General features: G+C 70.8%; 21 protein-coding genes and 1 tRNA gene. 9 read left to right on the forward strand and 13 right to left on the reverse strand.

Features of this window, described 5'->3' with window-relative positions; translation table 11 throughout:
- The first annotated feature begins 171 nt into the window (after window positions 1-171).
- From B0B15_RS13140 to B0B15_RS13150, 3 genes are read left to right on the forward strand one after another with little or no spacing between them, the layout of a single operon-like run.
- Window positions 172-2,010, forward strand: a complete 1,839-nt coding sequence (locus B0B15_RS13140; RefSeq protein WP_256334324.1) for an alpha-amylase family protein — start codon at window positions 172-174, stop codon at window positions 2,008-2,010.
- A gap of 11 nt (window positions 2,011-2,021) precedes the next feature.
- Window positions 2,022-2,303 carry a hypothetical protein gene (locus B0B15_RS13145; protein ID WP_076676794.1) on the forward strand — a complete coding sequence of 94 codons (282 nt, stop codon included), beginning with the start codon at window positions 2,022-2,024 and terminating at the stop codon, window positions 2,301-2,303.
- A 41-nt stretch (window positions 2,304-2,344) separates the two neighbouring features.
- Window positions 2,345-2,578, forward strand: coding sequence for a tRNA-specific adenosine deaminase (locus B0B15_RS13150; protein ID WP_076676796.1), 234 nt, complete (start codon window positions 2,345-2,347; stop codon window positions 2,576-2,578).
- Window positions 2,579-2,634: 56 nt separating this feature from the next.
- Here B0B15_RS13150 and B0B15_RS13155 read toward each other — a convergent pair.
- From B0B15_RS13155 to B0B15_RS13165, 3 genes are all read right to left on the reverse strand, one after another.
- A tRNA-Thr gene (locus B0B15_RS13155) sits at window positions 2,635-2,707 on the reverse strand.
- A 48-nt stretch (window positions 2,708-2,755) separates the two neighbouring features.
- Window positions 2,756-3,133, reverse strand: coding sequence for a hypothetical protein (locus B0B15_RS13160; RefSeq protein ID WP_076676798.1), 378 nt, complete (start codon window positions 3,131-3,133; stop codon window positions 2,756-2,758).
- 41 nt (window positions 3,134-3,174) lie between these two features.
- Window positions 3,175-4,128: a DsbA family protein gene (locus tag B0B15_RS13165; protein ID WP_076676800.1), complete on the reverse strand. Its 954-nt coding sequence runs from the start codon at window positions 4,126-4,128 to the stop codon at window positions 3,175-3,177.
- Window positions 4,129-4,341: 213 nt separating this feature from the next.
- Here B0B15_RS13165 and B0B15_RS13170 point away from each other — a divergent pair, with 213 nt between their 5' ends.
- Window positions 4,342-5,445 carry an ABC transporter ATP-binding protein gene (locus B0B15_RS13170; RefSeq protein WP_076676802.1) on the forward strand — a complete coding sequence of 368 codons (1,104 nt, stop codon included), beginning with the start codon at window positions 4,342-4,344 and terminating at the stop codon, window positions 5,443-5,445.
- An 81-nt stretch (window positions 5,446-5,526) separates the two neighbouring features.
- Window positions 5,527-6,849, forward strand: coding sequence for a DUF4032 domain-containing protein (locus tag B0B15_RS13175; RefSeq protein WP_076676804.1), 1,323 nt, complete (start codon window positions 5,527-5,529; stop codon window positions 6,847-6,849).
- Between the two features lie 195 nt (window positions 6,850-7,044).
- Here B0B15_RS13175 and B0B15_RS13180 read toward each other — a convergent pair whose 3' ends face one another.
- The 3 genes from B0B15_RS13180 to cysS are packed head-to-tail and all read right to left on the reverse strand — an operon-like array spanning window position 7,045 to window position 10,097.
- On the reverse strand, window positions 7,045-7,686 hold the full coding sequence (locus B0B15_RS13180) for an NAD(P)-dependent oxidoreductase (RefSeq protein ID WP_076676806.1): 642 nt from the start codon (window positions 7,684-7,686) through the stop codon (window positions 7,045-7,047).
- A gap of 25 nt (window positions 7,687-7,711) precedes the next feature.
- Entirely contained in the window at window positions 7,712-8,710 is a 999-nt protein-coding gene (gene rlmB / locus B0B15_RS13185; RefSeq protein ID WP_076676808.1) for a 23S rRNA (guanosine(2251)-2'-O)-methyltransferase RlmB, read from the reverse strand.
- The gene (cysS, locus tag B0B15_RS13190; RefSeq protein WP_076676810.1) at window positions 8,703-10,097 is read right to left on the reverse strand and encodes a cysteine--tRNA ligase; all 1,395 of its coding nucleotides are present in this window, start codon (window positions 10,095-10,097) and stop codon (window positions 8,703-8,705) included. The genes rlmB and cysS overlap by 8 nt, the downstream gene beginning before the upstream one ends.
- A 68-nt stretch (window positions 10,098-10,165) precedes the next feature.
- Here cysS and B0B15_RS13195 point away from each other — a divergent pair, with 68 nt between their 5' ends.
- Window positions 10,166-10,627 (forward strand): GNAT family N-acetyltransferase, encoded by a 462-nt coding sequence (locus B0B15_RS13195; protein ID WP_076676812.1) that lies wholly within the window; start codon window positions 10,166-10,168, stop codon window positions 10,625-10,627.
- A 9-nt stretch (window positions 10,628-10,636) separates the two neighbouring features.
- On the opposite strand, the gene B0B15_RS13200 is transcribed toward B0B15_RS13195, so the two are convergent.
- Both B0B15_RS13200 and B0B15_RS13205 read right to left on the reverse strand, forming a co-directional pair.
- The gene (locus tag B0B15_RS13200) at window positions 10,637-11,839 is read right to left on the reverse strand and encodes a bifunctional 2-C-methyl-D-erythritol 4-phosphate cytidylyltransferase/2-C-methyl-D-erythritol 2,4-cyclodiphosphate synthase (RefSeq protein ID WP_076676814.1); all 1,203 of its coding nucleotides are present in this window, start codon (window positions 11,837-11,839) and stop codon (window positions 10,637-10,639) included.
- Window positions 11,840-11,927: 88 nt separating this feature from the next.
- Window positions 11,928-12,410, reverse strand: coding sequence for a CarD family transcriptional regulator (locus B0B15_RS13205; protein WP_056229249.1), 483 nt, complete (start codon window positions 12,408-12,410; stop codon window positions 11,928-11,930).
- A gap of 184 nt (window positions 12,411-12,594) precedes the next feature.
- Between B0B15_RS13205 and B0B15_RS13210 the strand changes: the two genes are divergently transcribed.
- Window positions 12,595-13,158 (forward strand): DNA modification methylase, encoded by a 564-nt coding sequence (locus B0B15_RS13210; protein WP_076676815.1) that lies wholly within the window; start codon window positions 12,595-12,597, stop codon window positions 13,156-13,158.
- A gap of 65 nt (window positions 13,159-13,223) precedes the next feature.
- Here B0B15_RS13210 and B0B15_RS13215 read toward each other — a convergent pair whose 3' ends face one another.
- Window positions 13,224-13,907, reverse strand: a complete 684-nt coding sequence (locus B0B15_RS13215; protein WP_076676817.1) for a response regulator transcription factor — start codon at window positions 13,905-13,907, stop codon at window positions 13,224-13,226.
- The gene (locus B0B15_RS13220) at window positions 13,904-15,118 is read right to left on the reverse strand and encodes a sensor histidine kinase (RefSeq protein WP_076676819.1); all 1,215 of its coding nucleotides are present in this window, start codon (window positions 15,116-15,118) and stop codon (window positions 13,904-13,906) included. Before B0B15_RS13220 ends, B0B15_RS13215 begins: the two co-directional genes overlap by 4 nt.
- 172 nt (window positions 15,119-15,290) lie before the next feature.
- On the opposite strand from B0B15_RS13220, the gene phoU reads away from it, so the two are divergent.
- Window positions 15,291-15,968, forward strand: coding sequence for a phosphate signaling complex protein PhoU (gene phoU, locus B0B15_RS13225; protein ID WP_076676821.1), 678 nt, complete (start codon window positions 15,291-15,293; stop codon window positions 15,966-15,968).
- 55 nt (window positions 15,969-16,023) lie between these two features.
- Here phoU and B0B15_RS13230 read toward each other — a convergent pair whose 3' ends face one another.
- Window positions 16,024-16,770, reverse strand: a complete 747-nt coding sequence (locus tag B0B15_RS13230) for a phosphoglyceromutase (protein ID WP_076676823.1) — start codon at window positions 16,768-16,770, stop codon at window positions 16,024-16,026.
- Between the two features lie 58 nt (window positions 16,771-16,828).
- Between B0B15_RS13230 and B0B15_RS13235 the strand changes: the two genes are divergently transcribed.
- Window positions 16,829-17,617, forward strand: a complete 789-nt coding sequence (locus B0B15_RS13235) for a class I SAM-dependent methyltransferase (protein ID WP_076676825.1) — start codon at window positions 16,829-16,831, stop codon at window positions 17,615-17,617.
- 119 nt (window positions 17,618-17,736) lie between these two features.
- On the opposite strand, the gene B0B15_RS13240 is transcribed toward B0B15_RS13235, so the two are convergent.
- Both B0B15_RS13240 and B0B15_RS13245 read right to left on the reverse strand, forming a co-directional pair.
- Window positions 17,737-18,759, reverse strand: a complete 1,023-nt coding sequence (locus B0B15_RS13240) for an FUSC family protein (RefSeq protein ID WP_083709091.1) — start codon at window positions 18,757-18,759, stop codon at window positions 17,737-17,739.
- Between the two features lie 83 nt (window positions 18,760-18,842).
- On the reverse strand, window positions 18,843-19,931 hold the full coding sequence (locus tag B0B15_RS13245; RefSeq protein WP_076676829.1) for a CAF17-like 4Fe-4S cluster assembly/insertion protein YgfZ: 1,089 nt from the start codon (window positions 19,929-19,931) through the stop codon (window positions 18,843-18,845).

Consider the following 19,931-nt stretch of genomic DNA (forward strand, 5'->3'; position numbering starts at 1 on the left):
CCCCGCTCGGGGGCCACGCTCGATCGTACGGGGGCGCGGACGGGCGCCGGATCCCGGCCCGCCGCGGCGCTTCCGTGCCGCTGTCGACGGAATCGCTCGCCATGCGTCAGGCTTTCCTGCGTGACACAGCTCCAGCGCACCTCCCACGACGTCTCGGCGATCCTCGCCGACCTGACCGCCGACAACGTCGATCGCGAGTTCCTCGCGAACGCCGAGGTGCATCTCCCCCGCCTCCACGATCTGTTCTCCCGGCTCTACGGCGAGCGCCCCGACGGCTTCGAGCGTCTGGCATCCGTGGTCGATCTGGCGCGGCGCTCCTGGGCGTCCCGTTCCGCCGATCTGAAGGCCCTCGACCGTGCGCGCGGGAGCGACCCGGAGTGGTTCGAGAACGAGCGCATGGTCGGGGGTGTCTGCTACGTCGACCGCTACGCCGGCGGACTCCGCGGCATCCGGGACTCCATCCCGTACTTCCGCGAGCTCGGGCTGACCTACCTGCACCTCATGCCGCTGTTCGAGAGCCCTGAGGGCAACAGTGACGGCGGGTACGCGGTGTCGAGCTACCGTCGGGTGAACCCCGCGCTCGGAACGATGGCCGAACTCGCCGAGCTCGCCGCAGAGCTGCGCCGGGCCGGCATCTCGCTCGTCGTGGACTTCATCTTCAACCACACCAGCAACGAGCATCGCTGGGCACAGAAGGCGATCGCGGGCGAGCGCGGATACGAGGACTTCTACCTCATCTTCCCCGACCGCGAGATGCCCGACGCCTACGAGCGCACCACGCGCGAGATCTTCCCCGACGACCACCCGGGCTCGTTCGTGCAGCTCGACGACGGGCGGTGGATCTGGGCCACCTTCTACCACTTCCAGTGGGACCTCAACTACGCCAACCCCGCCGTCTTCGAGGCCATGGCGGGCGAGATGCTGTTCCTTGCGAACCAGGGCGTCGAGATCCTGCGGATGGATGCCGTGGCATTCATCTGGAAGCGCCTCGGCACCACGTGCGAATCGCTCCCGGAGGCGCACCTGCTGCTGCAGGCGTTCAACGCGGTGCTGCGCATGGCAGCCCCCGGGCTGCTGTTCAAGTCGGAGGCGATCGTGCACCCCGACGAGGTCGTGTCGTACATCTCGCCCGAGGAGTGCCAGATCTCGTACAACCCGCTGCAGATGGCGTTGACCTGGGAGGCCTTGGCCACCCGCGACGGACGCCTCCTGCAGCAGGCCCTCGAACGCCGCCACGCCCTCCCCGCGGGCACGGCCTGGGTCAATTACGTCCGCAGTCATGACGACATCGGGTGGACCTTCGCCGATGAGGATGCCGCGGAGCTCGGCATCGACGGGTACCCCCACCGCCGCTTCCTGAACGACTTCTACGTCGGACGCGCCGAGGGCACTTTCGCGCGCGGCGTGCCCTTCCAGGAGAACCCGCGCACCGGCGATGCGCGCGTGGCCGGCACCACGGCATCCCTCGCGGGGATCGAAGCGGGCGACGCCGGCGGGGAGGACCGCGTCATCCTCGCCCACGCGCTGGCCTTGTCGACCGGCGGGATCCCCCTCCTCTACCTCGGCGACGAGGTCGCCCAGCTGAACGACTACGGCTACACCGACCGGCCCGAAGAGGCGGGCGACAGCCGCTGGGTGCACCGGCCGTATCGTCCGGCGCAGAACTACGCCGACCGGACGGATGCCGGCACCCCCGCCGGGCGCGTCTTCGCCCGTCTCACGCGCCTGCTCGACGTGCGCCGCGCCACGGCGGAGTTCGCCGGCAACGAGCTCATCGCCTTCGACGCGCGCGTCCCCTCCGTCGTCGCGTTCCTCCGCCCCGGCGACAACGGCTTCGCCGTGCTGGTCATGGCCAACGTCGCCGACTCGGCCGTCGAGATCGACGCCCTGACGCTCTCGGGCCTGGCGCCCGAAGCGCTCGACATCGTCACCTCGGCGCCGGTCTGGCTGGGCGCCGGTCTCACCCTCAGCGCCCACGGCGTGCGGTGGCTGCGCGTGCGACCGCGTTGAGGAGTGGCGAGGTGAGCTCCGACGCCGCCCCGCCCGGCAACCACGTGCGCCACGTCATGGCGTTGGTGGCGGGGCTGGCAGCGATGGCGAGCGTCGTGTGGGCGCCGGTCGGCCTCGCGGGCGACCTCATCATGCTCGTCGTGGGGGTCACCGCGCTCCTGTTCGCGTGGGAGGCGGCCACCCGTCCGGGACCCCTGCGGGCCGTCGCGGTCGCCGGTGCCCTGCTCGCCGGGTTGGTGACGATCGCCGCGGCGGGGGTGTTCCTCGTGGTGTTGGCGAACGCCCTGTCGTGACGCGCCGCTAGAGGGGCATCAGCGACCTGTCCGGATACGACATGTACGTCACGGCCTACCCGTGGCCCATGTGCCTCGGCGCCGTCTACGACGCCCAGCCCGATCGCCTCTTCTTCGCGGTCACGCGGGAGGAGGAGGGCGAGCATTACGAGGACGGCAACCGTCTCATGTCGCTGGCGACGTTCTACGACGAGTACGCGAAGGCGCCGGAGGACCGCGCCCTGTCCGCCGAGCAGATCCGGGTGGATGCCGCGACGGCGCCGTTCCAGGCGTGACCGCGCGTCACGGGTCCTGAGCGCCCGGGTGGCCCGAGCTTTTCCGCAGGAGAAGGTGCCGGCTACAGGACTTGAACCTGCAACCCCCGTATTACAAGTACGGTGCGCTACCAATTGCGCCAAGCCGGCGTGAGGCGACGAGCGCCCCGGCGATCGAGTCTACGACCCGAGACGACGTCACTCCGCGTGGTGTCCGCTCTCGCGGTCCCACTCGAGCGACTTGAATTGCAGGAACGAGCAGAGGTTGCCCGCGATGACGAGCTCGGCGGCGAGGCTCGCCATGTCGTGCGGGGTGAGCGTGAGGTCGTCGGGACGCGCGGTGAGCGTCGCCTCCCACAGGGGGTCGTCGTAGCCGCGCGGCTGCATGTAGATGGAGGCCGTGGTGTTGCGCAGGTTCATGACCACCAGACCGGTGTCCTGACCGTCCGCGTCCTCTTGATCGACGACCTTGACGGTGCCGGTCACGGCGTGGCCCTGCGCGAGGAATTCCTCGACCCACACCTTCAACTGATCACGGGACCGCCGCGGCGGGGAGTCCTCGAGCTCGTCGTTCATGTCACCAGAATCTCATATGTCGCCGCGGCGCAGCGGCTCGATCACCCTGCGGGAGTGGCCGACGGGGTCGGAGTGGGCGTGGCGGTGGAGTAGTACGCGTTGCTGTCTACGGTGAGCACGAACTGGGCGAATTCCTTCGCGTCGTTCATGGTGCCGACGTACTCCGTGCCGTTCACGAAAACCGTGGGCGTGGCGGTGAGCGCCTGACCGTCGGTGCCGGGCAGACCCTTGATCGCGCGGTCGGTCGCGGCCTTCGCCCACGAGGTGTAGGTCTCGTCCTCGATGCAGTCGCGCACCGTCGCCACGTCGCTCACGCCGGCGCCCTGCGCCATGTCGGCGAGCTGCTGGTCGCTGTAGCCGTCGGAGTCGACCACGGGCTGGTTGGTCAGGAGCTCGTGGTTGTAAGCGAAGAAGCGGTCCGAGGCGTGGGTCGCGACGCACGCGGCCGCGCCCGCGGCGCGCAGGCTGTACTTGGTGCCGTTGGACTTCGACGTGAGCATGGCGACCGGGTAATACGACAGGGTCGCGGCGCCGTCGGCGACCCACTTCGACAGCTGCGTGGCGTTCGCCGCTTCGAACTCGTGCGCCTCGGCCGACATGTAGTCGACGTACACGCGGATGTCGACCGGAGCCGCCGTTCCGGTGGGCTCGGGCGTCGGAGCGGCCGAGGGGGCGGCATCCGTCGACATCGTCCCGGCACTGCCGTCGACGGTCTGGTCGGCGAGGGGGTCGGCGACACCCGTGGCAGTCGTCACGGCGAAGCCGTCGTCGGTCGCCGCGGCGGGCAGGGCCTGCGAACGCGCCTCACGCGAGTTCAGCGCGGCGGACACGCCCACCGCGCCCACCGCGATCACCGCGACGGCCCCGACGCCGATCAGCGAGCGGCGCGCGATGCGCCAGCGCGTCTGCTTCGCCTTGACCTGCTGCGCCTTCTCGCGCACCGCCTCGCGACGGTCGCGTTCGGCGGGCACGTTCGGGGTCTGGTCGTGGGACATGGAACCTTCCGGGCATAAACGTCTGCCGCATGAAATCGGGGGGAACGCGCGGGTAGAGCGAACGATCAACGATGCTAACGAGGCTGGCTGAGAAATGACCAGACACGTGCGATACTGACCGTGCGTCCAACGTCGGACGCACGGGGTCGCCCCCGTTCATTCCATTCACTACGGATCGTCCGGCACGTACCTGCCGGTGAAGGAGAAGAAAACATGGCGTCCGTCACCTTCGACAACGCAACCCGTCTGTACCCGGGCGGAACCCGCCCCGCGGTCGACAAGCTGAACCTCGACGTCGCAGACGGAGAGTTCCTCGTCCTCGTCGGCCCCTCGGGCTGCGGAAAGTCCACCTCGCTGCGCATGCTCGCCGGCCTCGAAGAGGTCAACTCGGGTCGCATCCTCATCGGCGACCGCGACGTCACCGACGTGCCCCCGAAGGACCGCGACATCGCGATGGTCTTCCAGAACTACGCGCTGTACCCCCACATGACCGTCGCCGAGAACATGGGCTTCGCGCTCAAGATCGCCGGCGTCGGCAAGGAGGAGCGCGCCGCTCGCGTCCTCGAAGCCGCCAAGCTCCTCGACCTCGAGCAGTACCTGACCCGCAAGCCCAAGGCCCTCTCGGGTGGTCAGCGTCAGCGTGTCGCCATGGGCCGCGCGATCGTTCGTCAGCCCCAGGTCTTCCTCATGGACGAGCCGCTGTCGAACCTCGACGCCAAGCTGCGCGTCCAGACGCGCACCCAGATCGCGTCGCTGCAGCGCCGCCTGGGGGTCACCACGGTCTACGTCACGCACGACCAGACCGAGGCCCTCACCATGGGCGACCGCATCGCGGTCCTCAAGGACGGCCTGCTCCAGCAGGTCGGCACCCCGCGCGACCTGTACGAGACCCCGAAAAACGTCTTCGTGGCCGGCTTCATCGGCTCGCCCGCGATGAACCTCTTCACCGCCGACATCGCCGAGGGTGGCGTGCGGTTCGGCGACCTCGTCGTCCCCGTCGAGGCCGACACGATCAGCCGCGCCCACGGCTCCGAGGTCACCATCGGCGTCCGTCCCGAAGACATCCAGGTCGCCCCGGCCGACGGCCGCGGCCTCTCGGTGGTCGTCGACCTCGTCGAGGAGCTCGGCGCCGACGGCTACCTCTACGGCCACACCGACATCAACGGCAAGCGCACCGACCTGGTCGCGCGCGTCGACGGTCGTCGTCACCCCAACGCGGGCGAGACGGTCGTGCTGGCACCGGTCCCCGGACACGTCCACGTGTTCGACCTCGAGTCGGGCGAGCGCCTGACCGACCGGGCCATCGCTTCGGCCTGACCCATCGCATCGACGCGGCGCGTCCCCGATCCCGACCTCGTCGGGCCGGGGGCGCGCCGCACCGTTTTCCCGGAGGTATCCGTGTCCGAATCGCTCAGCATCACGGCCAGCACCGTCGACCCGGGCCTTCTGCAGCTGCCGTGGTCGACCGGCCTCGCCGATTGGCCGAGCAGCCACATCGTCGCCCTGCCCAAGGGCATCTCCCGCCACCTCGTGCGCTTCGCCAACCTCTCCGGTCGCGTCGTGGCCATCAAGGAGACGACCGAGGAGATGGCCCGTCGTGAATACGACATGCTCGGCAACCTCGACCGTCTCGACGCTCCCTGCGTCGACCGCGTCGCGGTGATCGCCGGGCGCACCGACGCCTCGGGTCGTCCCCTCCCCGCGGCCCTGGTCACCGCGCACCTGAAGTTCTCCCTCCCCTACCGCGCCCTCTTCACGCAGGTACTGCGCCCGCACACCGCGACGCGTCTCGTCGACGCCCTCGCGGTGCTCCTCGTGCGCTTGCACAACGTGGGCTTCTACTGGGGCGACGTGTCGCTGTCGAACACGCTGTTCCGCCGTGATGCCGGTGAATTCGCCGCCTACCTCGTCGACGCTGAGACCGGCGAGCTGCACGGCAACCGCCTCAGTCCCGGCCAGCGGGCCCACGACCTCGACATCGCCCGCACCAACATCGCCGGCGAGATCATGGACCTCGAGGCCGGCGGGCGCCTGGAGGGTGGAGTGGATGCCGTCGCCGTCGCGGACGGCCTGGTGGCGTCGTACCACTCGCTGTGGGCTGCCCTCACCGACAAAGAGACGTTCGCCGTCGACGAGTCCTGGCGCATCACCGAGCGGGTCCACCGTCTCAACGCCCTCGGCTTCGACATCGGTGAGATGTCGATCCGCACCGCCGGCGACGGCACGCAGGTCTCCATCCAGCCGAAGGTCGTGGATGCCGGCCACCACCAGCGCCGCCTGCTGCGGCTGACGGGTCTCGATGTCGAGGAGAACCAGGCCCGCCGCCTCCTCAACGACCTCGACGAGTTCCGCGCGCGCGTCTCGCGCCTCGGCGCCGACGAAGAGATGGTCGCGCACGAGTGGCTCACGCGCGTGTTCGAGCCGATTGTCATGGCCATCCCGTGGGACCTGCGGGCCAAGCTCGAACCCGCCGAGGTGTTCCACCAAGTGCTCGAGCACCGCTGGTACATGTCGCAGGCGCGCGGCCGGTCGGTCCCCCTCGCCGAGGTCGTCAGCTCGTACATCGACGACGTCCTGCGCCACCGCCGCGACGAGGCGACCGTCATGGGTCCGCCCACCGACACGATGTCGATCCCGACCGTCTCCGATGCCGACGCACCGGCCACGGGCGAGGTCCCCACGACCGACACCGACCTCGTCGATTGGCGCGACCTGGTCTGAGACGCATGGGTGTCGCACCCGTCCCCTAGCCGCCGAGATCATGCGATGGCATCGAGATCACAGTTGCCGGAGGCCGCCGAGCGTGTCACCTCGTCATGCTGATGCGAGCTCGCGGACAGGGCGCCCCCGCGGAATGACGGAGGCCGCGGCATCCGGGATCAGGTCTCGGATGCCGCGGCCTCGGCGTCGCGCGGGTCAGTACCCGACGGTGAAGCGCTCCCGCGTGTGCGTCGGGTTCTCGATCTCGTCGAGCACGGCCACGGCGAAGTCGGCGCCGCCGATGAAGGAGTCTCCCCCGTCGTCGACGACGAGCACGTCACCGCCGTCGCGGTAGGAGCCGGTGCGCTCCCCCGGAGCCCACGAACCGAAGCCGCCGGCCGGGTGCACGTAGAACCAGTCACGGCCGGTGTCATCGGCCTGCAGGTCTTCCAGGATGCCAATGGCCTCGCGCGCCTCGGGCTTGTACTCCTCGGCGAAGCCGTCGGTGTCGATGAGGCGCGGTCCGCCCTCGGCGACGAGCGAGCCGCCGGCGCCGCCCACGACGCCCACCCGCACGTTCTCGGGAAGGGCGGTGACGAGCTCCGCGATCGCCGGGCGGAGCTTGCCCTCCATGTCGCCGCGCGGTGCGACGGCCGACACGACGACGTCGACGCCCTCGAGCTGAGCGACGAGACCCGGGACGTCGAGCACCGTCCCCTCCAGGTACGTGGCCCCCTCGACACGCTCGGTGGGGACCGTGCGGGCGATCGAGACGACGGTGTGGCCGCGACGGACGGCCTCGGTCACGATGTGGCTGCCGGCGTAGCCGGTGCCTCCGATGACGGCGATGCGGGGCATGGCGTTCCTTCCAAGGGGGCGGTGGTCAGAGGCTCGCGCGCAGAGTCGACACCTGGTACAGCGCGACGGATGCCGCGATACCGGCGTTGAGCGACTCCGTCGCTGCGGAGATCGGGATGGACACGACCTGGTCGCACGTCTCCGTGACCAGGCGCGACAGGCCCTTGCCCTCGGAGCCGACGACGATCACGACCGGGCGGTCGGCGAGTTCGAGCGATGGCAGCGCCACATCGCCGTCGCCGGCGAGGCCGAGAACGAACACGCCCTGCTTCTTGAACTCCTTCAGCGTGGCAGTCAGGTTCGCGGCGAGCGCGACGGGGATGCGGGCTGCTGCTCCCGCGCTTGTCTTCCACGCGGCCGAGTTCACGCTCGCCGACCGGCGCTGGGGCAGGATGAGGCCCTGACCGCCGAACGCGCCCGTCGAGCGGATGATCGCGCCGAGGTTGCGGGGGTCGGTCACGCCGTCGAGGGCCACCAGCAGCGGCACCTCGCCGCGGTCGATGATCTGCTCGAGCAGGTCCTGCGGGTGGGCGTACGAGTACGGCGGCACTTTCAGGGCGACGCCCTGGTGCACACCGTCGAAGCCGGCCATGCGGTCGAGCTCGGGACGGGTGACCTCGAGGACGGGGATGCCGCGGTTCGTCGCGATCGACAGCATCTCCTTGACGCGGTCGTCCATCTCGACGCGCTGCGCGATGTACATCGCGGTGGCGGGGATCTTCGCCCGCAGCGCCTCGAGCACCGAGTTGCGGCCGGTGACGGTCTCGGTGTCGTCGGAGGCCTTGGGGCTCTTGCGGTTGGGGTTCCCGCCCACCGCGCGCACCCCGGGGCGCCCCTTTCCACCCGCCGCGGCGTAGCGCTCTTCGGCGGCCTTGCGCTTGCCGGCGGGGTGCCAGGCGCGGTCTTCGGCCTTGGGGGTCGGGCCGCGTCCCTCGAGCGCCTTGCGGGAGTGCCCGCCGGTGCCCTTGAGGGGGCCCTTCTTCTTGCCGGGGTTGCGTGCTCCCGGGCGTCCTGGCTTAGGCATCGATACTCCAATTGGTTCCGGCCGGAGTGTCCTCCAGCGTGATTCCGGCGGCGGCGACGGCATCGCGGATGCGGTCGGCGGCAGCCCAGTCCTTGTCGGCGCGAGCGCGGGCGCGCTGCGCGATCATCTCCTGCACGAGGGCGTCGAGCGCCGCGTCGGCAGAATCCGTCGCCACGGCCGGCTCCGCGTCGTCCAGCCCCAGGATGCCGAGCATCGCGGCGACCGAGCGGTATGCGCCGAGCGCCACGTCGCTATCTCCCGCATCGATGGCGGCGTTGCCGGCGCGCACGGTCTCGTGCAGCGTCGCGAGGGCCTGGGGCACTCCCAGGTCGTCATCCATCGCCGCGGCGAACTCCGCGGGGATATCCTCCGGAACGATCGCGAGGGCGTCTGCGGCGGTGGCCCGCAGCACGCGCTGGCGGAAGGTCGAGATGCGCTCGAGGGCGCTGGCCGCCTCGGCGAACGCCTTCTCCGACACGTCGAGGTTCGAGCGGTAGTGGGCCGCGGCGAGCGCGTACCGCACGACCCGGGGGTCGTGAGCGACGAGGACGTCGGCCGCGAGGGTGAAGTTGCCGAGCGACTTCGACATCTTCTGCCCGTCGACGGTAACCAGCCCGTTGTGCACCCAGTACCGCGCGAACGCGTCGCCCGCGGCGGTCGACTGCGCGATCTCGTTCTCATGATGCGGGAAGCGCAAATCGAGACCACCGCCGTGGATGTCGAACTCCGGTCCCAGATAGCGCCGCGACATGGCCGAGCACTCGATGTGCCAGCCAGGACGTCCCGCGCCCCACGGGGAGGCCCAGGTCGCGGAGTCCGGCTCGCCGTCCTTCGCGCCCTTCCACAGCGCGAAGTCGTGCGGGTCGCGCTTGCCGCGGGGGTCGGCGTCGGCGGCGGGCTCCATCGCATCCAGGCCCTGCCGCGTGAGCTCGCCGTAGGCGGGCCACGAGCGCACATCGAAGTAGACGTCGCCCGCGGCGGCATAGGCGTGTCCGCGCTCGATGAGCTCGGCGATGAGCTCCTGCATCTGCGTCACCGAGGCGGTCGCGCGCGGTTCGTAGGTGGGGGGCAGGATGCCGACGGCGGCGTAGGCCCGCGTGAACTCGAGCTCCATCCGATACGCGAGCGCCCACCACGGCTCCTCGGCCGTGGCGTTGGCGAGCACCTTGTCGTCGATGTCGGTGACGTTGCGCACGAAGGTGACGCGGCCGAAACGGTGCCCGAGCCAGCGGCGGAGCAGGTCGAAGGCGAGAGCGGCCCGGACGTGGCCGATGTGCGGCCCCGACTGCACGGTCGGTCCGCAGACGTAGAGGGTGACGTTCGAGGGGTCGAGAGGGACGAACTCGCGCAGAGCCTGCGCTTTCGTGTCATACAGCCGAACGGTCACTCTCCCAGCCTACCGGCCGCCCCTCCGCGCGACCCGTGCGTGAAACACGACCCGGCTAGGGTGCCGGGGTGCCCCTCCTGATCCGCCCCGACGACCTGTCCTCCGATGCCACCCGCGCCCTCGTCATCGCGCACCTCGCGGGCATGCACGAGAACACCCCCGCCGAGAGCGTGCACGCCCTCGACCTCGACGGGCTCACCGCCGACGGCATCACGGTCTGGTCGGCCTGGGTCGACGACGAACTCGCCGGGATCGGCGCCTGCAAAGACCTCGGCGACGCGCGCGCGGAACTCAAGTCGATGCGCGTCGTCGACGCGTTCCTCGGGCAGGGCATCGGACGCGCGATCCTCCGTCACATCGTCGAGGACGCGCAGGAGCGCGGCATCCGCAGTCTCTGGCTGGAGACGGGCAGCACCGACGACTTCCTCCCCGCGCGCCGACTGTATGCCAGCGAGGGTTTCGAGGAGTGTGCGCCGTTCCCGCCCTACGCGGCCGATCCGCTGTCGACGTTCATGACGCGGCGGCTCTGACGCCTTCGCTCAGGCGGGCACCACGAGCGCGGTCGCGAAAGCGGCGACGCCCTCGGTCCGCCCGGTGAAGCCGAGGCCGTCAGTGGTCGTGGCGCTCACCGAGACGGGGGCGCCCACGGCTGCCGAGAGAATTCGCTCCGCCTCGACGCGTCGCGCGGCGAACCGCGGCCGGTTGGCCTGCACCTGGACCGAGACGTTGCCCACCCGCCAGCCCGCGGCCGCGAGCAGCCCGACCGTGTGTGAGAGAAAGGCATCGGCGTGGGCGCCGGCGAACTCGGGGCGATCCGTGCCGAAGTGCGTGCCGATGTCACCCAGACCGGCGGCGGCGAGCAGCGCATCGACGATCGCGTGGGCGACGGCGTCGCCGTCGGAGTGCCCGGACAGGGCGATCTCCCCGGGCCACTCGAGCCCCGCGAGCCAGAGCGCTCCCTCGCCGCCGAACGCGTGCACGTCGGTTCCGATGCCCACCTGCGGTCCGCGCGGCGCCGGCGCGGGGGGAACTTCGGGCGACGGTCGCCCGGCGAGAAGCGCTCGCGCGCGGTCGAGGTCGGGTGCCGTGGTGATCTTGAACGCCGTCGCGTCCCCCTCGACGGTCATCACGGGGTGACCGACGGATGCCACGGCCGCGGCGTCGTCGGTGTGATCGGCCTCCGCATCACGCAGCGCCGCGGCGAGAACGTCGCGGCGGAATCCCTGCGGGGTCTGCGCCGCCGCCAACTCCGAGCGGTCGACCGCCGCGATCACGCGCCCGTCGGCGGGGTCGATGCGTTTGATCGTGTCGACCACCGGCATGGCCGGGATGACGGCGACGGCGCCCGCGTCGATCGCCGCGACGACGCGGTCGAACACCGCGGGAGGCGTGAGCGCGCGTGCCGCGTCGTGGACGAGGACGATGTCGACATCCGCCCACAGCGCCGCAAGACCCGCGGACACGGATTCCTGACGCGTCTGTCCGCCCGTGACGACGGAGACGAGATCCGCGCGCGCCCCTGCGGCGTCGCGCGCGTCGGTGAGGGCGTCGCCCTCGAAACCGTGCGGCACGACGATGACCACCTGCGCGGCCTCTGCCGCGAAGACACCGCGAAGGGCGTGGTGCAGGATGGTGCGCTCGTCCAAGCCGACGAAGGCTTTGGGCGCGCCACCTCGCAAACGGGTGCCGGAACCGGCGGCGACGACGACGACCGCGAGGCGCGGAACCGGAGTGAGAGTCACCCGTTCAAGCTAGCGCGACAGCGCGCGGGCGGTAGCCGCGACGACGAACGGCGCGCGCCCCGGAGGACGCGCGCCGATGTCGAAGACGTCAGGAGGCGAGGACCTCGTCGAGCACGACGCTCGCACGGTCTTCGTCGGTCTTCTCGGCCAGAGCGAGCTCCGACACGAGGATCTGACGCGCCTTGGCGAGCATGCGCTTCTCGCCGGCGGAGAGGCCGCGGTCCTGATCGCGGCGCCACAGGTCGCGGACGACCTCGCTGACCTTGATCACATCGCCCGAAGCGAGCTTCTCGAGGTTCGCCTTGTAACGGCGCGACCAGTTGGTCGGCTCCTCCGTGAAGGGCGCACGGAGCACCTCGAAGACGCGGTCGAGACCCTCCTTGCCGATAACGTCACGGACGCCGACGAGGTCGACGTTGTCGGCAGGGACCTCGATCACGAGGTCTCCCTGGGTGACGTTGAGCTTCAGGTATTTCTTCGTCTCACCCTTGATAACGCGTTCCTTGACCTCGATGATCGTGGCCGCGCCATGGTGCGGGTAAACGACGGTCTCGCCAACCTCAAAAAGCATGGAGTTATGTCCTTTCGGCAACATCCAGGATACCACAGGCCCGCATGCGCTAGAGTTCCGCCCACCCCGGCGACCCCACCCCCGCACCGCTCCTCCTCGCGCGAGTGGGACGCCGGCGGGGCCGGGTCGTCGCCTCGGACCGCGTAGGATGATTCCGATGTCGTCTGCCGTTCTTGGAGGATCCGTGAAAACGCGCCTGATCGCGTCCATCGCCGTGGGTGCCGCTGTCGTGCTGGGCACGACGGGGTGCAACCTCATCGCACCGCAGGCGACCACCATCGACTATTCCGCCTCCGACGGCGTGAACGTACCCGCCGCGGCCGGTCCGCTCCACGTGCGCAACGCGCTCATCGTCGCCGACGAAGAGGGCACGACGGGCAACCTCGTCGCCGCGATCGTCAACGACACGACCGACTCGCTCACGCTGCGCATCGAGGTCGGCGAGGGGTCGTCGGCCGTGAAGACGAACGTGACCGTTCCGGCCAACCGCACCCTGAGCCTCGGCGACCTCACCAGCGAGACCGAGCCCCTCCGCCTCGACGACATCGAGGCCGTGCCCGGGTCCACCATCCCGGTCTACTTCCAGTCGGGTGACGGCGAAGGCTCGCTCATGCAGGTGCCCGTGCTCGACGGTGCCCTCGAGTACCTCTCCCCGCTGGCGCCGACGCCGCTGCCGTCCTTCTCGGCGACCCCTGTCCCGGTCATGCCGACCGTGACCCCCTCGCCCTCCGAGACCCCCGCGTCCTGATCTCGACGAGGAAGGCGCCGACGGTTCTCCGTCGGCGCCTTCCTCGTTCTCGGGCGAGGCGCGTGTCAGGCCTCGAAGCGGTAGCCGAGGCCGCGGACCGTGACGAGCATGCTGGGCTCGCTGGGGTTCTGCTCGATCCGCGAGCGGATGCGCTTGATGTGCACGTCGAGCGTCTTGGTGTCGCCGAAGTAATCGGTCCCCCAGACCCGATCGATGAGCTGGCCGCGCGTCAGCACCCGTCCGGCGTTGCGCATGAGCACCTCGAGGAGTTCGAACTCCTTCAGGGGGATGCTGATCTCGGTCCCGTCGACGGCCACCGTGTGGCGGTCGATGTCGAGCACGACCCGCCCGCCGGAGAGCACGCGGTCGTCGAGGTCGGCGTCATCCGGGGTGCGGCGGCGCAGCACGGCGCGCATGCGCGCGAGCAGCTCCCGCGTGGAGTAGGGCTTCGTGACGTAGTCGTCGGCGCCGAGCTCGAGGCCCACCACGATGTCGACCTCGGAGTCCTTCGCGGTGAGCATGATGATCGGCACCTGTGAGGTCAGCCGTAGCTGGCGACAGACCTCCGTGCCCGGCATGCCGGGGAGCATGAGGTCCAGCAGCAGGATGTCGGCCCCCCGCTCGCGGAAGGCGGCCAGCGCGAGAGCGCCGTCCTCGGCGATCTCGACCTCGTACCCCTCCCGGCGCAGCAGGTAGGCCAGCGGGTCGGCGAGGTCGGGCTCGTCCTCGACGATCAGAACGCGGGTCATGCGGTGTCTCCCTTCGCGGGTGCGGCGGTCGCTGAGGCGGCCTTGCGGCCCTTGCGACGCGGTTTGGAACGGGCGCCGTCGAGATCGGGAGCCTCGGACAGCGGAAGGCGGATGGTGAAGGTCGAGCCGCGAGCGGGTTTGGACCACAGGCGGACTTCGCCGCCGTGACGCTGCACCGCGTGCTTGACGATGGAGAGGCCGAGGCCCGTTCCCCCGGTTCGCCGCGAGCGGGCCTGATCAGCGCGGTAGAAACGTTCGAACACCCGGTGCTGGTCGCTCTCGGGGATGCCGATGCCCCGGTCGGTGACGGCGATCTCGACCACCCCGTCGTCGAGCTTCACGCCGACGCCGACCTTCGACCCCTCCGGGGAGTAGGCGATCGCGTTCGCGACGAGGTTGCCGAGCGCCTCGGTGAGGATCTGCGGCTCGCCGCGCACCCACAGCCCCTTGGTGCCCCCGCGGACGACAGTGACCTGGGCTGCGTCGGCCTGCACCGTGTACGCCTCGACCGCCGCGGTGACGACCTCGTCGATCGACACGTCGCGCACGTCGCGCAGCTCGTCGGCCGCCTGCAGACGGGACAGGCTCAGGATGCGATTGACCAGGGCGCTCAACCGGGTCACCTCGGCCAGCAGACGCGTCGAGAAGTGGCGCACCTGGGCGGGATCGTCGGCGGCGGACTCGATGGCCTCGGCCAGCAGGCTCACGGCCCCGACGGGCGTCTTCAGCTCGTGGCTGGTGTTGGCGACGAAGTCGCGCCGCATCTCCTCGACGCGCTCCCGCTCGGTGATGTCGCGCAGCACCAGAAGGGTCAGGCGCCCCGAGATCGGGGTGGCGCGCACGGCGACGAGACGCGGCTCCGCCGGGGCCGCGCCTCGACGCAGCCGCAGGTTCTCGGCGATCCCCGCTCCCGTGTCGCGGGCGACCCGGGCGACGCGCTTGAGCTCCTCGCTCGCGATGACCTCGCCGGCGTGCACGCCGAACACCTCCGCCGCCGGGGACAGCGCCAGCACCGTCGACGAAGTGTCGCACACGAAGGCGGGGTCGTCCATCGCATCCAGCATGGCCTCCACGCCCTCCGGCACCTCGGTCGAGGTCTGCGCCAGAGTGCGGTTCCGGGCGCGGATGGCTCCGGCGATGAGGCCGACCACCGCGGCTCCGATGAGGAGACCCGCCAGGAGCGCGAGCAGCGAGAGCTGCGGTTGTTCCATACCCACAGCGTAAAGGGGAGGATGCGGCGTCACCCGCCGTTCACCCCCGCCCCCGCCTCGGCAGCGGCTACTATTCACTGTCACAGCACCACTCGTTAACCTTCGCTGGGAAGAATCCCCGAGGGTTGCGGAACACCCTTGTGCCGTGCCGCCGACGAGGAAGGTACCCGCGATGCGCGAAGTATTCCATCAGTCCCTCGAGGACGTCCAGAGCCGCCTGGTCGAGATCGCCGACCTGGTGACGATCGCCATCGACCGCGCCACGCGCGCCTTCGGCACGAGCGACGTCTCCCTCGCCGAAGAGGTCATCGAAGCCGACGCAGTCATCGACGAGAAGGCCGTTGAGCTCGACGAGCTGGCCATCGAGATCCTGGCCCGCCAGCAGCCCGTCGCCCGCGATCTGCGCATCGTCGTCACCGCTCTGCGCGTGAGCGCATCGCTCGAGCGCATGGGCGACATGGCCGAGCACATCGCCCAGCTCGCGCGCTCGCGCTTCCCCGAGCGCGCCATCCCCAAGGGCCTGCGCACGACGTTCACCCGCATGGGCGAGCTCGACGTCGAGGTGGCCCGCAAGCTCGCCGAACTGCTCCGCACGCAGGATCTGCGCATCGCGGAGTCCATCCGCGACACCGACGACGACATCGACGAGCTGCACATCAGCGTGTTCGAGAAGGTCCTCGGCGAGTCGTGGAAGGGCGAGGCCACCGCCACGGTCGACGCGACCCTCGCGAGCCGCTACCACGAGCGCTTCGCCGACCACGCGGTCTCCGTCGCCAAGAAGGTCGTCTACCTCGCCACGGGCGACTGGGCCGGCGCCGACGAAGAGGCCGAGCCCAGCCCGGCCATCTGACCGTAGACACGACGAAGGGGTGGATGCCATGGCATCCACCCCTTCGTCGTCGGTGTCAGTGCTTGTTGCCCTGCGCGGCGACCGCCGCGGCTCCGGCGGCGGCGGCCTCGGGGTCGAGGTACTCGCCCGGACCGAGCGGCTTCATGTCGTCGTCGAGACGGTAGACGAGCGGAATGCCGGTGGGGATGTTCAGCTCGGCGATGTCGGCGTCGCTGATCCCCTCGAGGTGCTTCACGAGGCCTCGCAGGGAGTTGCCGTGAGCGGTCACGAGCACGGTCTTGCCGGACTGCAGATCGGGCACGATGTCGGAGTGCCAGTAGGGCAGCATGCGGTCGATGACGATGGCGAGCGACTCGGTGTCGGGCACCTCGCCGTCGATGCCCACGTAGCGCGGGTCGCCGACCTGGCTGTACTGGTCGTCGGCGGGCAGCGGCGGCGGCGGCACGTCGAACGAACGGCGCCACAGCATGAACTGCTCGTTGCCGAACTCCTCGAGGGTCTGCGCCTTGTCCTTGCCCTGCAGCGCACCGTAGTGACGCTCGTTCAGACGCCACGAGCGCTTCACCGGGATCCACAGGCGGTCGGCCGCGTCGAGCGCGATGTTCGCCGTCTGGATCGCGCGGCTCAGCACCGAGGTGTGCAGCACGTCGGGAAGCACGCCGGACTCGGCCAGCAGCTCGCCGCCGCGCTTCGCCTCGTCCTTGCCCTGGTCGGTGAGTCGCACGTCGACCCAGCCGGTGAACTGGTTGGTCTTGTTCCACTCGCTCTGCCCGTGGCGGAGGAGGATCAGCGTGTGAGGCATGACTCCATGCTATCGACGCGGGGCCCGCGCTCCCGAGCGTTGCTGGCATCATGTCCGAGTGACACCCTCGCCCGTCGGACGCCCCACGCGCGGCACCACGGGCACCAACCGTCTTCGCCGCGTCGATCGCTGGATCGCGCGTCACCCCGTGCTGCGGCGCACCGATGATCCCCTGGTCGTCGACCTCGGCTTCGGCGCCAGCGCGGTCACACCTCTCGAGCTCCTCGCGCGTGTGACGACGCAGCGTCCGGATGCCACGGTCCTCGGTCTCGAGATCGACCCCGACCGGGTGGCCCGCGCGCGGGAGCAGGCGGTGGGCGTCACGGGTGTCTCGTTCTCACGCGGCGGCTTCGAAGTGCCCGTCGCGGGCGGGCGGCGCCCGGCGGTGATCCGCGCGATGAACGTGCTGCGGCAGTACGACGAGGCCGACGTCGCCGACGCGTGGGCGCGCATGTGCGGCCGCTTGCAGCCCGGCGGCATCCTCGTGGAGGGCACATGCGACGAGATCGGCCGCACCGCCACCTGGGTGGAGGTGGGGGCGGATGCCGTGCCCCGCAGCCTCACGGTGTCGCTGAGTCTGCGCCACCTGGACTCCCCCGCGATCGCCGCCGAGCGGCTGCCGAAGGCGCTCATCCATCGCAATGTCGCGGGCGAGCGCGTGCACGAGTTCGTGGCATCCCTGGATCGGGAATGGACGCGCGCGGCGGTCGTGGCGCCCTTCGGCCCGGCCCACCGCTGGCGCACGGCGATGGCGGCCCTCGTCGGTGACGGCTGGCCGCTTGTCCGGCGCGAGAGATGGCGTCTGGGTGAGGTCGAGGTGGCGTGGGAGGCGGTCGCGCCACGGTGAGCCGTCCGGGTCTCCCGCGGATCGACCGCGTGGGAGGCGGTCGCGCCGCGGTGAGCCGTTCGGGTCTCCCGCGGATCGAAGCGAATCGCGCTACCGGACGATCCGTAGGACCGCCGTGATCAGATCCGCGGCAGGAGCGCGCGCGCCTCGGCCGTGGGCATCCCCGCCGCCACGAGCAGGTCGACGGCGAGCGGACGCATCGCGGCGATGAGGTTGAGCTCTCCGGCCCCTCCCTCGGGCAGCAGACGCGCGGGGTCGAGGCGCCGGGTGAGAGCGGCGAGGGTCTCGCGGGCGGCAGGCTCGAGCGAGATGTCGTCGAGTCCCTCGCGCACGAGCCCCGCGGCGCGGGCGAGGTCGGCCAGCAGGTCGGCGGGGACGGGGCGGGGCTCTCCGTCGGCGCACAGATAGGCGGCCCGGCGGGCGACGACCCGCAGGTTGCGCGTCGCGAGATCGAGGGCCTCTCGCACGCGCTCGTGGCGCTGCAGCTCGGTGCGTTGGCGTCGGAGGAACGGCGAGATGCGTGCCACCTCGCGCCCCGACTCGAGGGAGCCGGTCCACGCGTCGACATAGGTCTGCAGAGCGCGCGCGCGCTCGAGACCGCGCTCGGCCCGGGCGCGGTCGCCGCGGCGCAGGGCTCGCACGATCGTCGCCATCGCCGCATCGAGGGCATCGAAGAGCTCGTCGGCGTCGCGGAGCTCGGTGCGGCGCAGCGTCCTTGGGATGAGCGCCGTGACGATCAGGGCCGCGACACCGCCGATCGCCCCGTCGACGAGCCGCAGGAACGGTGCGCCCGTAACGAGGACGAGCGCGATGAGCGACTGCACGACGGCGGCCAGCGCGAACCCCGGCTGCGGCGAGAGGAAGCGCGCCACGACGAGCGTGACGGCCATCGCCACCGCGATCTGCCACCACCCGGCGCCGGCGAGGAGGAGCACCACCTCGGCGATGAGGATGCCGACGAGCATGCCCAGCACCGTCTCCGCCACCCGCCACGGTCTGGCGTCGCGGACCAGGCCGAGACTCGACACCGTGACGGTCGCGGCGAGCAGGGGTACCGGGTGACCGAGCACGAAATGAGCGAACGCGAACGCCGCCGTCGCGGCGACGACGATCTGCGCGATGGCCGGCACAGACTCGCGCACGCGGTGAACGCGACGGGCGAACGTCGACCGCCAGCGCGAACGAGGGACGACGACCCCGACGGTCGTCGAGGACTCGTCGGTGCTCATTCCGCCGCGCGGCGGCGGCCCAGGCGCGGCAGACGCGGAACCGCGGCGGTCGCTCCCGCGTCGGCCGGGACGACCGTCTCTGCGGCAGCGGCGAGCGGGCCGTCGGCGGTCATGACGACGAGCGGGACCCCCTCGGGGGCGGTGCGCTTGACGAGGGCGAGGGCGATGGGCCCCTCCTCGTGGTGAACGGCCACCGACGTGATGGTTCCGATCACCGCGTCGCCGGCGCGCACCTCGTCGCCCCGGGCCGGGAGGATGTTGTCGCTGCCGTCGAGCTGCAGGGCGACGACGCGACGCGGCGGGTGACCGAGGTTGTGCACCTTCGCCACCGTCTCCTGTCCGCGGTAGCAGCCCTTCGACAGGTGCACGGCGGTGCGCAGCCAGTCCATCTCGTGCGGCAGCAGGCGTTCGTCGGCGTCGACGCCCACGCGGGGACGCCAGGCGGCCACGCGGAGCGCCTCGACGGCGTCAAGGCCGGCCAGGGCGACCTCACCGCCGACGGCGGCATCGATCAGGCGCGCGTGCTCCGCGGCATCCACGATCGCCTCCGCCCAGTCGCGGTCGGCACCCGGATGCGGTTCGACCCGCGCGTATGCCCATCCACCGGGCGAGACCTCGGGCCACGGGTCGATCCATGCCGGAGCGACCGTCGTGAGCGCCGCGACGGCGGCACCGGTGCCGCCGACGACGAACAGGTCGTCGGAGCGCTCGCGCACCTCCACCCGCAGACGGAACCGCATGCGGGTCAGCCAGGTCGCGAGCGCTTCGGCGTCGGTCGCGTCCACGATGAGCCAGGCCGTCTCGCCGTCGTCGACCACCGCGGCCGCGTGCTCGACGCGGCCCTGCGGATCGAGGATGAGCAGCTCGGTCGACACTCCCGGGACGAGGTGGGTGAGGGCCTGCGACGAAAGCGAGTCGAGCCAGCTCAGGCGGTCCTCGCCGCCGACCGAGATCACGCGTCGGTCGCCCAGCGGCGCGAGGGCCCGCCCGGATGCCAGCTTCCGCTGTTCCGCGACGGGCGAACCGACGTGACGGAGGCCCCGCTCGTCAACGACGGCACCGGGGACGTCGGTCAGTGCGCTCAT

It is taken from the genome of Microbacterium sp. RU1D (assembly GCF_900156435.1).
Taxonomy (GTDB): Bacteria; Actinomycetota; Actinomycetes; order Actinomycetales; family Microbacteriaceae; genus Microbacterium.

Bases quoted from the DNA above. Each gene is read 5' to 3' on its own strand.
- B0B15_RS13220 (WP_076676819.1), bottom strand. From the start codon at position 15,118: ATGGAACAACCGCAGCTCTCGCTGCTCGCGCTCCTGGCGGGTCTCCTC.
- B0B15_RS13165 (WP_076676800.1), bottom strand. From the start codon at position 4,128: ATGTCCCACGACCAGACCCCGAACGTGCCCGCCGAACGCGACCGTCGC.
- phoU (WP_076676821.1), top strand. From the start codon at position 15,291: ATGCGCGAAGTATTCCATCAGTCCCTCGAGGACGTCCAGAGCCGCCTG.
- B0B15_RS13150 (WP_076676796.1), top strand. From the start codon at position 2,345: ATGTACGTCACGGCCTACCCGTGGCCCATGTGCCTCGGCGCCGTCTAC.
- B0B15_RS13170 (WP_076676802.1), top strand. From the start codon at position 4,342: ATGGCGTCCGTCACCTTCGACAACGCAACCCGTCTGTACCCGGGCGGA.
- B0B15_RS13215 (WP_076676817.1), bottom strand. From the start codon at position 13,907: ATGACCCGCGTTCTGATCGTCGAGGACGAGCCCGACCTCGCCGACCCG.
- B0B15_RS13245 (WP_076676829.1), bottom strand. From the start codon at position 19,931: ATGAGCGCACTGACCGACGTCCCCGGTGCCGTCGTTGACGAGCGGGGC.
- B0B15_RS13160 (WP_076676798.1), bottom strand. From the start codon at position 3,133: ATGAACGACGAGCTCGAGGACTCCCCGCCGCGGCGGTCCCGTGATCAG.
- B0B15_RS13180 (WP_076676806.1), bottom strand. From the start codon at position 7,686: ATGCCCCGCATCGCCGTCATCGGAGGCACCGGCTACGCCGGCAGCCAC.
- rlmB (WP_076676808.1), bottom strand. From the start codon at position 8,710: ATGCCTAAGCCAGGACGCCCGGGAGCACGCAACCCCGGCAAGAAGAAG.
- B0B15_RS13230 (WP_076676823.1), bottom strand. From the start codon at position 16,770: ATGCCTCACACGCTGATCCTCCTCCGCCACGGGCAGAGCGAGTGGAAC.
- B0B15_RS13205 (WP_056229249.1), bottom strand. From the start codon at position 12,410: ATGCTTTTTGAGGTTGGCGAGACCGTCGTTTACCCGCACCATGGCGCG.